General features: G+C 41.5%; 12 protein-coding genes. All 12 read left to right on the forward strand.

Features of this window, described 5'->3' with window-relative positions:
- Positions 1-77: 77 nt before the first annotated feature.
- Positions 78-3167, forward strand: coding sequence for a pilus expression-regulating Snf2 family helicase (locus G575_RS0106010; RefSeq protein WP_027971935.1), 3090 nt, complete (start codon positions 78-80; stop codon positions 3165-3167).
- 339 nt (positions 3168-3506) lie between these two features.
- Entirely contained in the window at positions 3507-4112 is a 606-nt protein-coding gene (gene zapJ / locus G575_RS0106015) for a divisome accessory protein ZapJ (RefSeq protein WP_027971936.1), read from the forward strand.
- 101 nt (positions 4113-4213) lie between these two features.
- Positions 4214-5545 (forward strand): UDP-N-acetylmuramate--L-alanine ligase, encoded by a 1332-nt coding sequence (murC, locus tag G575_RS0106020; RefSeq protein ID WP_027971937.1) that lies wholly within the window; start codon positions 4214-4216, stop codon positions 5543-5545.
- A 37-nt stretch (positions 5546-5582) separates the two neighbouring features.
- The gene (locus G575_RS0106025) at positions 5583-6077 is read left to right on the forward strand and encodes a GNAT family N-acetyltransferase (protein WP_027971938.1); all 495 of its coding nucleotides are present in this window, start codon (positions 5583-5585) and stop codon (positions 6075-6077) included.
- Between the two features lie 597 nt (positions 6078-6674).
- Positions 6675-8198 carry an endolytic transglycosylase MltG gene (gene mltG, locus G575_RS0106030; RefSeq protein ID WP_425423303.1) on the forward strand — a complete coding sequence of 508 codons (1524 nt, stop codon included), beginning with the start codon at positions 6675-6677 and terminating at the stop codon, positions 8196-8198.
- A 64-nt stretch (positions 8199-8262) separates the two neighbouring features.
- A complete protein-coding gene (gene greA / locus G575_RS0106035) occupies positions 8263-8745 on the forward strand; it encodes a transcription elongation factor GreA (protein ID WP_027971940.1) in 483 nt (160 codons plus the stop codon).
- A 123-nt stretch (positions 8746-8868) separates the two neighbouring features.
- Positions 8869-9321, forward strand: a complete 453-nt coding sequence (locus G575_RS0106040; RefSeq protein ID WP_027971941.1) for a CopY/TcrY family copper transport repressor — start codon at positions 8869-8871, stop codon at positions 9319-9321.
- Positions 9305-11539 carry a heavy metal translocating P-type ATPase gene (locus tag G575_RS0106045; RefSeq protein ID WP_027971942.1) on the forward strand — a complete coding sequence of 745 codons (2235 nt, stop codon included), beginning with the start codon at positions 9305-9307 and terminating at the stop codon, positions 11537-11539. The genes G575_RS0106040 and G575_RS0106045 overlap by 17 nt, the downstream gene beginning before the upstream one ends.
- A gap of 10 nt (positions 11540-11549) precedes the next feature.
- Positions 11550-12449: a cation diffusion facilitator family transporter gene (locus G575_RS0106050; protein WP_027971943.1), complete on the forward strand. Its 900-nt coding sequence runs from the start codon at positions 11550-11552 to the stop codon at positions 12447-12449.
- 60 nt (positions 12450-12509) lie between these two features.
- Positions 12510-12716, forward strand: coding sequence for a heavy-metal-associated domain-containing protein (locus G575_RS0106055; RefSeq protein WP_027971944.1), 207 nt, complete (start codon positions 12510-12512; stop codon positions 12714-12716).
- A gap of 325 nt (positions 12717-13041) precedes the next feature.
- On the forward strand, positions 13042-13653 hold the full coding sequence (locus G575_RS0106060) for a trimeric intracellular cation channel family protein (RefSeq protein ID WP_027971945.1): 612 nt from the start codon (positions 13042-13044) through the stop codon (positions 13651-13653).
- Between the two features lie 71 nt (positions 13654-13724).
- A complete protein-coding gene (locus G575_RS0106065) occupies positions 13725-14534 on the forward strand; it encodes a Cof-type HAD-IIB family hydrolase (protein WP_037622760.1) in 810 nt (269 codons plus the stop codon).
- Positions 14535-14608 lie beyond the last annotated feature (74 nt).

Here is a 14608-nt window from a genome sequence, read left to right on the forward strand (position 1 = left end):
CTTTGAAATTTGCTATAATGATGAGATAAGCAAAATGAAATCTAAAAAGATCAGCAGAGAGTGTGAAGGGGTATTGTATGGCAAAAATGATGCCTGGACGGGTGAGGAATTTAGGGATTTCTCTCTATGAAGAAGGGGAAGTCAAAGCGATTGATCAGACAGGTCAACATGCGCTGTTTGAAGTGGCAGGCTTCTCGGTGACTTATGCAGAAGATGACGCTTTAATTGCTTGTGATTGTGACGATTTTTCTCAGAAAGGTTATTGTCAACATTTGGCGGCTGTAGAAGCTTTTTTGAAGTCAGATACAGAGGGACGAGATTTGGCAACGCAATTGTTTACCCAAGAAAAAGAAGAGCAAGAAAAAGCCTCAGCCAGATCTTTTGGTTCTATCTTTTTAGACAGCTTGGTCATGAATGAGGATGATACGGTTACTTATCGCTTGTCAGTAGAGGGAAGTGAAGTCTTTTACTCTAAGGAGATCCATTGGACCTTGCGTCTTAACCGTTTGCCGGACCAATCAGCCTATGTGGTTCGCGATATCGTGGGCTTACTACAGTCGGTTAAGAGGGAAACACCTTATCAGATTGGCAAAGGTTATTTTGAGCCACTATCTTTCTTACAGTTTGACAAGGCCAGCCAAGCTTTACTCCTTTTCTTGTGGCAAATGTTTCCTGAAGGAGACAAAGTTGGAATAGAACGCCTATTTCCAAGTCAAGGGCGTTATTTGAATATATCGGCTCCTTTTTTTGAAGAAGGCCTGCACCTCTTACAGGGGCTTTATGATTTCAAATTAGAGATGGACGGCTACCAATTTGGGAACCTGTCCTTTACGGATTTGACAGCCGATTGCGAACTCTATCAGTTTGAGGTCAAGGTCCACCGAAAATACTTGGAGTTAGCAATCTCAGAAAAACAGGCGCGTGTTTTCTTTGCTTTTCGCTATCTTTATTATGGGGGTGTTTTTTATCGTCTCAACCAGAGCCAACAAAGATTAGCGCAAGCCATTTCTGGCCTTCCTATCGGTTCGGATTTGAAAAAACATTTGCAGTTTGATTTGGAGGATCAGGCAAAATTAGCAGCCAGTCTCTTAGATTTCAAATCTCTAGGGACAGTTAAAGCTCCTAAGTCCTTTGCTATTCGTGATTTCGAAGTTGCTTTTTTCTTGGATATGGTAGAGCAGGACAGGGTTTCTCTTCAAATGATTTTTGATTATGGTCAGATTAAAGTGTCTAGCAGAGAGGAATTAAACCAGCTTCCATTTACCAGCCATTTTAAAAAAGAAGCACAAATTATCCGTGTTTTGAAGGCGGAAGGGTTTCCGCCACACTTTTCAAGTGAAAAGAAGATGCAAAGCCCTCAAGAAATTTATCATTTTTTCAGTCAAACGATAACTAAACTTGAAACCTTGGGGAAGGTTTCCTTATCAGACAATCTTCTTGAGTATCGCCGTTTTCAACCACCAAAACTTGAAGTCAATCGACAAGGAGGTTTGTTGGATATTTCCTTTGACTTTTCAGGAATTGATGGGGCGGATGTAGATGCAGCTTTAGCCGCTTTGATGGCTCAGGAACCTTATTTTGTGGCTAAAACTGGAAAAATGGTTATCTTTGATGATGATAGCCTCAAAATTAGTCAGGTCTTGAAAACGTTAAGGTACCAGTCTATTCAAAATGGGCGCTTGAGCCTCGAGCAGACCTCTGTCTTTCAATTGGCAGAGTTGTTTAAGGACAATCACTACGTCTCTTTTACAGAATCCTTTCAAGCTATGGCTGATGATCTTAGGCATCCAGAAAGGTTTGATTTGCCTCAACTCAAGGTTAAAGCTCAGTTGAGGGAGTATCAAGTGACAGGGGTAAAGTGGCTCTCCATGCTTGCTCATTATGGTTTTGCGGGTATTTTAGCAGATGATATGGGACTTGGAAAGACGCTTCAGACCATTGCCTTTTTGTCAGGTCGATTGAAAAAAGGAGATAGGGTTTTGATTTTAGCGCCATCAAGTCTCATCTATAATTGGAAAGATGAGTTTTCCAAATTTGCCCCTGATTTAGATGTGGCAGTAGCGTACGGTCCTAAGGGACAACGTGATAGTATGATTAATCAAGGGAACCAGATTTTGGTCACCAGTTATGCGTCTTTCCGTCAGGATTTTGAGGAATATGGCAAAGCGTCTTTTGAGTATTTGATTTTAGATGAAGCTCAAGTCATGAAAAATAGCCAGACCAAAATCGCTCATTTCCTGAGAGAATTTGATGTGACTTATCGTCTGGCTCTGTCTGGTACGCCAATTGAAAACCATCTTTTGGAAATTTGGTCTATTTTTCAGATTATTTTGCCGGGACTTTTGCCGAATAAAAAAGCCTTTTTAAAACTCTCAGCACAAGAAGTTGCACGCTACATCAAGCCTTTTGTGCTGAGACGACGTAAAGAAGATGTCTTACCAGAGTTACCTGATACGATTGAAATGACGTATTCCAATGAGCTCACTGAGGAACAGAAAACAGTCTATCTGGCACAACTTCGGCAGATGCAAGCATCAATTCGTGGTGCTAGTGACCAAGAATTTAACCGGCGCAAGATGGAAATTCTATCTGGTATTACCCGCCTGCGCCAAATCTGTGATACACCAAAACTATTTATGGATTATGAGGCTGATAGTGGGAAGTTAGAAAGTTTGCGCCAGCTATTGTCTCAAGTCAAGGAAAATGGACGTAGAGCCCTAGTGTTTTCCCAATTTAGAGGCATGTTAGACTTGGTTGAGAAGGAGTTAGACCTTCTTGATATGACGGCTTACAAATTATCCGGGTCAACGCCATCAAATGAACGGCAAGAAATGACACAAGCCTTCAACAAGGGGGCAAAAGATGCCTTTTTGATTTCCCTAAAAGCAGGAGGTGTCGGCCTCAATCTGACCGGGGCAGATACGGTTATTTTGATAGATCTTTGGTGGAATCCTGCCGTGGAAATGCAGGCCATTAGCCGAGCACATCGTTTAGGACAAAAGGAAAATGTCGAGGTTTATCGACTGATTACCAAAGGGACGATTGAAGAGAAAATTTTAGACCTGCAAGAACATAAGAAAAATTTGGTGTCTACAGTCCTTGATGGTCAAGATAGCCGTAGTAGCCTGACTCTCGAAGACATTAAAGAAATTCTAGGAGTTGAATAGGATGGCTAGCTTATGTCTATGATTTTAGGCGCCAACCCGTTACTATGGCTGTAAAAGGTCAAAAAAAGCCTTTTTGCTAGGATAAAAAAGCCTGAAATTAAATTGTTTCAGGCTTTTGAGATGCTTAGCATACTAGGGGTTAAACCGCGATAGGGTGCTCTATGAATTGCTGAAAACTTTCAGAAGTGATTTCAAATGGATTAGGGTTGTCTAAAAAATCTGATCTCACCCATAAATGGCAAAGCTGTCTTTTCCTTTTGATAAAAAATGAGATTTAGTTTATAATAAGTCTGATACTGTGAATGAGTGCTAAATGTAGGATGCATGGAAAGGAATATTGTGGATAAGATGATGAGACGATTTCCTCTGGTTTTAGATGATGAGCCGGTGATTAGCCCTTTGAGGGTCATGCACTTGTATGACAATGAGGATTTAATACCTAATATTCGTGGTTCCTACCATGATAGGGACTACCAAGATGTCACTCAAAATTTTCATTTTGTAACCGATGAGCAACAGGCTAAGTTAAGAGAACCAGAGCGCGTTGAAACGATTGAAGCTGGAAAATCCTATGCTGCTTTAGCGCGCGAAAAGGCAAAGCGTGATGTTAAAGAGAAACGTCAAGCCTTTTTATCTAAAGAGGTCTCAAAGCCTATTAAGTCCAGTTTCCACAAGGATTCAAAAACAAGTTCGTTGTCAACTAAAAATCACACAAAAGACGAGGTGACGGATTTAGTGCGAGCTGCAAGCAAGCTTCATCAAGATTCCTACATCTTAGCAGAGTTGCCACGAGTCTATGAGCAACCTCAAAACCAAAGTGTCTCTAAGACTAGAAAAAATTCGTATGATTTTCTAAAGAAAAGTCAGATTTATAATTATGAGGATAACCAAAATCGCAAGGAGCGTCAGATTGCAAGAGAATTGAATTTGACGCGATTTGATTGAGATCGTAGGACTCATAAGCCAGTTACTAGAAAGGATGGTTCGGTCGATAGCGTCCGAACCTAGGGCTTTTTTATCAAAAACAGCCTTGGAAAGTTAAATATATGACAAAAACCTATCATTTTATCGGTATTAAAGGATCGGGAATGAGCGCGCTTGCTCTAATGCTCCACCAAATGGGACATCGTGTTCAAGGTTCAGATGTTGATAAGTATTATTTTACCCAACGCGAGCTTGAATTAGCAGGTATTCCGATTCTTCCCTTTTCGGCAGATAATATCACAGATACTGTTGAGTTGATTGCTGGTAATGCGTTCAAAGAAGGGCGAAATATCGAAATTGATACAGCTGTGGCTAAGGGATTGACCTATCAACGTTATCATGACTTTTTGGGGCAATTTATGCGCCAATTTACGAGCTTTGGTGTGGCTGGGGCTCATGGGAAAACATCGACGACAGGTCTCTTATCTCATGTATTGAAAAACATCACAGATACCTCTTACCTTATTGGAGATGGTACAGGTCGTGGCTCAAAGAATGCTCAGTATTTTGTCTTTGAATCAGATGAATATGAGCGTCATTTTATGCCCTACCATCCAGAGTATTCTATTATTACCAATATTGATTTTGACCATCCTGACTATTTCACAAGCATTGACGATGTGTTTAATGCCTTTGATGACTATGCCAAACAGGTGACCAAGGGTCTGTTCATTTATGGTGAAGATGATTACTTACGCAAGGTGACTTCAAATGCTCCAATTTATTACTATGGTTTTACGGAGAAGAGTGATTTTGTAGCTTACGATCTGGTTCGGACAACGAATGGCTCTAGCTTTAAGGTCCGTTATCAGGGGCAAAACTTAGGCTCGTTCCATGTTCCAGCTTTTGGGAAACATAATATTCTCAATGCAACAGCAGTTATCGCTAACCTTTATGTTGCTGGTTTTGATATGCATTTGGTAGCAGAGCATTTGAAAACTTTTTCTGGGGTGAAACGTCGCTTTACAGAAAAAATTGTCAATGGCCAAGTGATTATAGATGACTTTGCTCATCATCCGACAGAAATCATTGCAACGTTAGATGCTGCCCGTCAAAAATACCCTGCCAAGGAAATTGTCGCTATTTTTCAACCGCATACTTTCACTCGAACCATTGCTCTTTTGGATGAATTTGCCGGAGCCTTAAATGAAGCAGATGCTGTTTATTTGGCGCAGATTTACGGTTCCGCTCGTGAAGTGGATAATGGCGAGGTCAGCGTAGAGGATTTAGCGGCTAAAATTGAAAAGCCAGCTCAGGTGGTTAGTGTCGAGAATGTATCACCGCTTTTAAATCATAAAAATGCAGTTTATGTATTTATGGGAGCGGGTGATATTCAGCTCTATGAGCGTTCTTTTGAAGAACTTTTGTCAAATTTAAGTAAAAATAATCAGTAATGACCTGCCTATGCAGGTTTTACTTTTAGGAGAAATTATGATTATCAGACACGTTCAAGAGAGTGACTTAGCAGAAGTTTGTGCCATCGAATCCAGTAATTTTCCTGAAGGAGTTGCGACAACGGAAGCGGCTTTTCGCCAGCGCATCGCTAACATTTTTGATAGCTTTTTAGTAGCGGAAATAAAGGGTCAGGTGGCAGGTTACATAGAAGGTCCCGTCGTTAGCCATCGATATCTGACGGATGACCTCTTTCATCAGGTGGAGCCAAATCCTGAAAATGGCGGTTTTATGACAGTAACCAGTCTATCTATTTCAAAAAACTTTCAAGGTCAGGGGATTGGGACGGCCTTAATTGCAGCGATGAAAGATCTGGCTGTGGCTCAAAATCGTCAAGGGATCAGTCTGACGTGTAAAGAGCAGTTGATTGGGTATTACGAAAGCAATGGCTTTACTGATGAGGGGGAAGCAGCTTCTAAACATGGCGGTCTGCTCTGGTATAATCTGGTCTGGGAAAATCCTTATTATAAGTAGGAGTGCCCATTTCTTGACCTTTAAAAGTCAGGAAACTTTTATTATCGAAGGATTATTACGATAGTGTGACAAAGAAGCTGTAAAGGTTGATTTCATGCTATTTTTAAGATATAATGGCGTTTGATAATATGAGGAGGACTAAACTTGACCGAACACGATAAGGACAAGAATGTTCAAGAAAATTTTGGAGAGATGAGCTTCAAGGAGAAGATTTTAGCAGATCTTGCTAGCGCTACTGAGAAACGTCATCGCCAACGTGAAGAATTATTACAAAAAGCACAAGAAGCGTCAGCTTTGGAGAGAGAGGAGCAGGGTACCCCTGAGATGACCCTCCAGCCGGATCCTATTCAGGAAGAACCACTTCAGGAAGTGACGACAGTACCTGAGGTTGAGAGAGTAGTTGGCGATTTAGACTTGTCGGAGTTTGAGGCGCTATCAGAGGTAAAAGCCATTTTTGATGCCGCGCCAGGAGAGAAAAAGGTTTCAGAAGTGGCTGGTGAGGTACTTGCTAAACCAAGCATTGTAGACTCAAATAACTTTGATATGCCCTTAGACCTTCAAGAAGATAAGGCAGACTTTTCTTCTGAATTCGCGCCTTTGGAAGATGAGCACTTAGTTATTGCCCCAGACCTCGTCTCTTTTGAAAAGGCAGAAGAAGTGCTTGAGTCTTCACCTGATGAATTGTCTCAAGAAGAAGTCGAGAACCTTCCGCGCAAACGCTTAGAAAACCCGATTGATTTGCCTTTTCCAGCTCGAGAAGAGGAAACAAGACCCTTGGAAGACTTGAAAGAGCCTTCTTTGCCAGACTTATCGCAAATAAAAGCCATCTTTGATGGAGCGCCAAAGTCCAAAGAGGCTACTCTAGATCGCTTTGAAAGGGCAGAGGAATCAGAAGCTGTTATGCCAGAGTCTCTCCCTAGTGAGCCGGAAGAGTCAAATATCTCTGAAGATAGTATCTCAACAGTAGAGGAGGATATCATGAGCCGAGAGAGTCGGAAGAAAACCAATCGTCTAGCGACTAAGGTTTCAACGATTATTGTCAGTTTGCTAGTCGCTCTCCTTTTAGCGGGTGCCTTTTTCACTTACACTTATGTCAAAAGTGCTATTGAGCCGGTAGATAAAAATTCGACGGAATTTGTTCAGGTTGAGATTCCTTCTGGGTCAGGCAATAAGCTGATTGGTCAAATTTTGGAGGAAAATGGCATTATCAAAAATGCCACGGTTTTCAACCTTTATACCAAATTTAAAAACTATAGTGGTTTTCAGAGCGGTTACTACAATTTCCAAAAAAGCATGTCTTTAGATGATATTGCTAAATACCTCCAAGAAGGAGGGACATCAGAGCCGACAACTCCTGCTCTAGGTAAAATTGTCATTCCAGAAGGCTATACCCTCAAGCAGATTTCAGAAGCCGTCACTGTTAATACCAAGGATAGCTCCAATGCGACACCTTTTACGGCAGAGGATTTCATGGCAACCGTACAAGATGAAACTTTCATTGCGGAATTACAAACAAAATACCCTAACCTTTTAGAGAGTTTGCCAGAAGCTACGGATGTCAAATACCAATTAGAGGGCTATCTTTTTCCGGCCACCTATGAGTACTATCAAGAGACAAGTCTGAAAGACCTTATTGAGCAAATGGTAGCAGCGATGGATGCGAATCTCAGTCCTTACTATGCTCAAATCAAAAATGGTAGTATGACTGTTAATCAAGTGTTGACGATGGCCTCGCTTGTGGAAAAAGAGGGAGCAACAGATGACGACCGCGAGATGATAGCGAGTGTTTTCTATAACCGTTGGAATATCGATATGCCTCTCCAAAGTAATATTGCGATTTTATATGCAATGGATAAACTTGGTCAGGAGACTACTTTGGCTGAGGATGCAGCGATTGACACAAGTATCGATTCGCCTTATAATATTTATTCCAATACTGGCCTTATGCCAGGTCCAGTAGATAGCCCAGGAATGTCTGCGATATTAGCGACAATCAATCCGGCTAAGACAGACTACTACTATTTTGTCGCAGATGTTAAGACAGGTGCCGTTTACTTCGCGAAAACCTATGAAGAACATTCTGCGAATGTTGAAAAATATATCAATAGTCAATTACAGTAATAGCTAACATGGTGTGGTCACACATCATGTTTGGTTTTCATTATCATAAGAAAAGAGAAATATCATGGCAGAAAAAACATACCCTATGACCCTTGCTGAAAAAGAGCAACTGGAAAAAGAATTAGAAGAATTGAAATTGGTTCGTCGCCCAGAGGTGGTTGAACGTATTAAAATTGCGCGTTCTTATGGAGATCTTTCAGAGAACTCTGAATATGATGCTGCTAAAGATGAACAGGCTTTTGTTGAAGGGCAGATTCAAATTCTTGAGACTAAAATTCGTTATGCAGAAATCGTGGACAGTTCGACAATTGCTAAAGATGAAGTAGCTATTGGTAAAACTGTTGTGGTTCAAGAAGTTGGAACAACTGATAAGGATACCTATCATATCGTTGGTTCTGCTGGTGCAGACATCTTCTCAGGTAAGATTTCAAATGAAAGCCCAATTGCTCAAGCCCTCATTGGTAAGAAAAAGGGGGATACAGCAACAATCGAATCTCCAGCAGGTAGCTATGAGGTTAAAATTGTAAAGGTTGAGAAAACCGCTTAATGACGAAGCTCTCTTGGAGCTTCTTTTTTACTTGCTTTGTTTACAAATGTAGATTTATTGGTTGACAAAACATGGTTTAAGAGTTATAATCAGTTTACAAATGTAGACAAACGGAGGGATGAGATGTATCGTATTTCGGATAGTGAATGGGAAGTCATGCGAGTTATATGGACCAAGGGTCAGGTAACTAGCTCGGATATTATCACTGTTCTAGAGAAAAAACAAGCATGGTCGGCCTCTACAATTAAGACATTATTGGGGCGCTTAGTGGATAAGGGTGCTGTGTCCACTCAAAGGCAGGGGCGATCATTTCTTTATCAAGCTGAAATTAGTGAAGAGCGGGCTCATCTTGATGAATTAGAAGGTCTTTTAGACCGTATTTGTGTGACAGAACATCACAGCTTATTGTCTCATATCATCGAGCGGACGCCTATGACAGTAGATGATGTTGAAGAATTGCAAGCTCTACTCTTATCTAAGCAAAATCAGGTGGTAGACAAGGTCTTATGTGATTGTGTTCCAGGGCAGTGCCCTTGCGCTCATCGTAAGGAGGAGAATGATGACCAAACAAAATGAAACTTTTCTCGTTGATGGTATGACATGTGCTTCCTGTGTGCTCAATGTAGAAAATGCGGTAAGAGCATTAGACGGGATTGAGTCGGCTATTGTCAATCTGACTACAGAGAAATTGACGGTGGTCTTTGATCGTCAGCTAGTATCTTTAGAAGCGATTCAAAAAGCTGTAGCAGATGCAGGCTACGAAACGCAGCTTTTCATAGAAGGGCAGGGAGATACTCAGAAGGAACGTGAAGAAAAACGTCTTTCTGACATGAAATCAAAAGTAGTGTGGTCGGCACTATTTACCCTTCCCTTGCTTTATATCTCTATGGGATCTATGATAGGACTGCCCGTGCCTGATTTTCTTAACCATGGAACAGCACCTCAAGTTTTTGCGCTGAGTCAACTTATCTTGACGGTACCTGTCATAATAATCGGATGGCGCTTTTACAGCCACGGCTATCGGCGTCTTTTTAAAGGGCGTCCTAACATGGATAGTCTGGTAGCGGTAGCCACCAGTGCAGCTTTTCTGTATAGTCTTTACGGTAGTTATGATGTGTTAAGAGGGAATCATCAGTTTGTCCACGCCCTTTACTTTGAATCGGTTGCTGTTATTTTAACCTTAATTACTTTGGGAAAATACTTTGAAACCTTATCAAAGGGGCGTACGTCTGAGGCTATCAAAAAGCTCATGCATTTGTCTGTTAAGGAGGCACGTGTTTTACGTCAAGGACAGGAAGTGATGGTGGCGATTGATGATTTGGTCTTGGGAGATCACATTCTTGTCCGACCGGGAGAGAAAATTGCCGTTGACGGCAAGGTTATCTCAGGTATTTCGTCTATTGATGAATCAATGTTGACCGGTGAATCTATTCCTGTTGAAAAGTCGGCAGGTAGTCAAGTGTATGGCGGTTCAATCAATCTTCAAGGGGCTCTCGTTTTTGAAGCGGAGAAACTTGGTAAAGATACACTCTTGGCGCAGATTATTCAGCTTGTCGAAAATGCTCAACAGACAAAGGCTCCTATCGCCAAAATTGCCGATCAGGTGTCTGGTATTTTTGTACCGATTGTTATGGCTATTGCTGCCATTTCCGGATTAGCCTGGTATTTTGTTGGAGGAGAATCGTTTGCTTTTGCTATGACAGTGGCAGTGGCCGTTTTGGTCATTGCCTGCCCTTGTGCTCTTGGTTTGGCTACGCCAACAGCTATTATGGTAGGAACTGGTCTGGGTGCAGAGAGGGGGATTTTGTTTAAGACGGGGGAAAGTCTGGAGTCCTTGTACCAGGTAGATACGGTCGTTTTTGATAAGACAGGTACGGTCACTCAAGGGAAACCGGAGTTGGTTTCTTCGTATTATTATGGTAATCGCGAATCTATCCTACAGTTAGTCGCTTCTTTGGAGGCATTATCAAATCATCCTATCAGCTCTGCTATTGTTCAAGAGGCAAAGAAAGAGGCTATAGATTTGCTAGAAGTTGATGCTTTTGAATCATTGACAGGTTTTGGATTGAAAGGAACAGTGTCTGGACAGGAAGTGCTAGTAGGAAATCGTCTTCTTATGGAGCAGTCAGGTGTGGCTATTGAAGAAGTGATAGCCGATTTTGATAGGTTAACACGTGATGGTCAGACACCAATTTTTGCGGCGGTAAACGGAGGGTTAGTGGCTCTCATGGGAGTAGCTGATCAGTTAAAAACGGATGCTATAGCGGCTATCGAAGTGCTTAAAAAGCGTGGTTTGGATGTGATGATGTTGACAGGCGATAATGACGCAACCGCCCAGTCAATTGCTAAAAAGGCTGGTATCAATCGGGTGATTAGTCAGGTCTTGCCTCATCATAAGGCGCAAGTGATTGCAGCATTAAAGGAAGACGGTAAGAAAGTGGCGATGGTTGGGGATGGTATCAACGATGCACCAGCTCTTGCCACAGCAAATGTGGGTGTCGCGATGGGATCTGGGACGGATATTGCGATTGAATCGGCTCAAGTGATTCTTATGAGATATGACCTTATGGATGTGGCGCGGGCTCTTCGAATTAGTCAAGAAACGATTAGAGCAATCAAATCCAATCTCTTTTGGGCTTTTATCTATAATGTGTTGGCCATTCCGGTAGCTATGGGTCTTCTCTATATTTTTGGTGGGCCTCTGCTAAATCCCATGTTGGCTGGTTTGGCGATGAGTTTTAGCTCGGTATCAGTCGTGGTAAACAGCCTATATCTCAAGAAAAAGAAAATCTAAGGAGAATCAGTTGGCACATCATCATTCTCATACCGTAAAAGCAAGTTGGTCGACTTTTATTGTTTTTATGCTAAACCTAGCTTTCTCGATGATAGAATTCATTTTTGGTTTGGTTTTTAATTCGAGTGCTATTTTGGCAAATAGCATTCATGATTTCGGAGATGCCTTAGCTGTCGGAGTGTCCGTCTATTTCGAAAAGTTATCACAAAAAGAAAAGGACAGACAGTATACGCTTGGCTATCTACGGTTTAGCTTGTTGGGGGCAATGTTAACCTCTACAATCTTAATTTTTGGTTCTGCTGTTGTCGTGGTTGAAAATGTTCCTAAAGTTTTTTATCCTCAACCGGTCAATAGTCAAGGGATGCTGCTCTTAGGTATGGTGGCTCTTGTAGTCAATCTGTGTGCAGGTTATTTTTTAGATGAGGGACGTTCTGAGCAGGAATCGATTTTGAGCTTACATTTATTAGAGGACCTTTTGGGATGGGTAGGGGTCATCATCATTTCGATAATCTTGTCTTTTACGGATTGGTATTTTCTGGATCCGCTTCTTTCTCTTGGGATTGCCATTTATATTTTATTCCAAGCGCTTCCAAAATTCGTTAAAAACCTGACCGTATTTTTGGAAAAGAAACCTGCAAGTCTGAACTTGGATGCGTTAGAAGTTGAAATACTTGCTATTGAAGGATTAGAAGGAATCAATCAGTTTAACGTCTGGTCGATTGATGGTCGCCACCATATTGCGATGATTCATGTCCAAGTTGCGAAAGAAGCCTCGAAACTGTTGATTCGTGATCAAGTACATCATCTTTTTCGTCAGAAAGGGATTATCGAGTCAGCGATTGAGTGTGAGTCATCATTTTTAGAACATCACCGCCACTACGTGTCAAAAAATATAGAAAGGACTATTTGATTGACGGAGTCAATTGAATAAAGGAAACAAGCACTGCTTGTGACCTATAGGTAGCAATAGATGAAAATTTATGAAGTATCAGGAATGAAATGTGAGGGTTGTGTGAAGACAGTCACAGAGAAACTCTCTAAGGTGCCTGGAGTCAAGGCTGTTACTGTTGATTTGGAGAAGAAACGAGTCAGTGTTGAAGGAAGAGTGCTTAAATTTCTCTTGAAGAGTGCTCTTAAAGATAGTAAATTTGCGCTAGGAAAAGAAGTGAAGGGCTAGTATAGAGTTGTCAAGAAGGAGTTGAGTCTATGGGGCAGTGATGTTAGCGCCTAGGCAGTTTTAATAGCTGACATCGTTATTGAAAAGCGTGACACCTGAAACGATAGAGGTTCAGGTGTTTTTTACTAGAGTTGGAAGGTCGGTATCAATGTGATTGGCTCGCTAGAAACCGCGTTTTTGACTTGTCTATAGGGTTTCTCATAGGGGATTATTTTGGTTCACCTGTTTTGAAAATTATGAAAGACACTTTCAAGGCATTCTTCTCTTTTATTTCATTCCTAATCATGGTAAACTATGAGAGCAAAAAGAAAGAGAGAAGTTAGGTATGGATGGAACCGTTTGGAGCATTTTGAGCTTGATTGGGACAATCGCTTTTGCCCTTTCAGGAGCTATTGTGGCTATGGAAGAGGATTTTGATATTCTGGGTCTTCTTGTTTTGGGATTTATGACAGCTTTTGGTGGAGGGACGATTAGAAACCTTCTTATTGGTCTGCCGATGAGCGCTCTTTGGAGCCAGGGGGTCGGGTTTAATGCAGCTTTGCTAGCGATGTTGGTTCTTATTTTGATGCCAGGTCTTGTTGCTCGACACTGGAAAAAGGCAGGGCTATTGACTGATGCGATTGGCTTAGCAGCATTTTCGGTACAAGGTGCTATTTATGCTCAAAATATGGGGCAGCCTTTGAGTGCGGTCATCGTAGCAGCCGTCCTTACGGGAACAGGAGGAGGTGTTGTGCGAGACCTACTTGCTGGCCGTAAGCCAGGGATTTTGCGTAGCGAGATTTATGCAGGATGGTCTATTTTAGCTGCTGTCTTGATTCATTATCGTATTTTTAGTACAGAAGCAGGCTACTATGTCCTTCTTGTTTTGTTGATTAGCCTTCGGCTTATCGGGGTTAAGTACAACTGGCATCTCCCAAAGGCTAAATGGCAGAATTAGAAAATACCATAGAAAAGCCCTTCTCTTGCTTTGATGTGGTATAATGAAAATAAAAAAACAAGGACATCAAAATGATCAAACTAATTGCCATAGACATGGATGGAACTTTGCTCAATCATCAAAAAGAAATTCCAGAGGAAAACATCAGAGCTATTCGTAAAGCAGCAGAAGCAGGTGTTAAAATTGTCATTTGTACAGGTCGCATGTTGACAGGAGTATTGCCTTATTTTGAGCAACTTGATTTTGCAGGACAAGACGAGTATGCTATTTTGAACAATGGTTGCTCAACCTATAAGACTTCTGACTGGGCGTTAGTGACCTATGCCGATTTATCAAGCGAAGATGTGGCATTTTTGGCAGAAGTTAGTTCGCAATATCCAGATATTTTTCTAACCTTGACAGATAATTCTGGCTTTACGGTGTTGGAAGAAGAGGTGCCTGAGCTTGTTGCCTACGACGCGAGCTTGGTCTTTACAGAAGCAAAACCAGTGACTTTAGAGAATGCAATGGATTCAGCCCCAGTCTTTCAAGCGATGTATCTAGGTGAAAGTGCTGCCTTGACGATTTTTCAGGAAGAAAAAGCGGAACAACTTAGTCAGCGTTTCAGCACTGTTCGCAGTCAGTCTTATATCTTTGAGGCCATGCCAAAAGGAGTGACCAAGGCTAGCGCGCTAGCTGAGTTAGCAAAAATGTTAGGTATTTTACCTGAAGAGGTTATGGCAATCGGCGATGGCAATAATGATTTAGAGATGATTGCTTTTGCTGGGTACGGTGTAGCCATGGGAAATGCAACAAATGCTGTTAAGGCGATAGCTAAGTATCAGACCTCTAGCTGTGACGAGGCAGGTGTCGCTCAAGCTATTGAGAGATACGTCTTGTAGCTAAGTTATTTCTGGTAATAGTGTATTATCTATGGTATAATAAGACTAATCTAATTTGATAATCAAAGTAAAAA

This window comes from Streptococcus plurextorum DSM 22810 (assembly GCF_000423745.1).
Lineage (GTDB): Bacteria > Bacillota > Bacilli > Lactobacillales > Streptococcaceae > Streptococcus > Streptococcus plurextorum.

Bases quoted from the DNA above. Each gene is read 5' to 3' on its own strand.
- G575_RS0106060 (WP_027971945.1), top strand. From the start codon at position 13,042: ATGGATGGAACCGTTTGGAGCATTTTGAGCTTGATTGGGACAATCGCT.
- G575_RS0106040 (WP_027971941.1), top strand. From the start codon at position 8,869: ATGTATCGTATTTCGGATAGTGAATGGGAAGTCATGCGAGTTATATGG.
- G575_RS0106045 (WP_027971942.1), top strand. From the start codon at position 9,305: ATGACCAAACAAAATGAAACTTTTCTCGTTGATGGTATGACATGTGCT.
- G575_RS0106065 (WP_037622760.1), top strand. From the start codon at position 13,725: ATGATCAAACTAATTGCCATAGACATGGATGGAACTTTGCTCAATCAT.
- murC (WP_027971937.1), top strand. From the start codon at position 4,214: ATGACAAAAACCTATCATTTTATCGGTATTAAAGGATCGGGAATGAGC.
- G575_RS0106010 (WP_027971935.1), top strand. From the start codon at position 78: ATGGCAAAAATGATGCCTGGACGGGTGAGGAATTTAGGGATTTCTCTC.
- greA (WP_027971940.1), top strand. From the start codon at position 8,263: ATGGCAGAAAAAACATACCCTATGACCCTTGCTGAAAAAGAGCAACTG.
- G575_RS0106025 (WP_027971938.1), top strand. From the start codon at position 5,583: ATGATTATCAGACACGTTCAAGAGAGTGACTTAGCAGAAGTTTGTGCC.
- G575_RS0106055 (WP_027971944.1), top strand. From the start codon at position 12,510: ATGAAAATTTATGAAGTATCAGGAATGAAATGTGAGGGTTGTGTGAAG.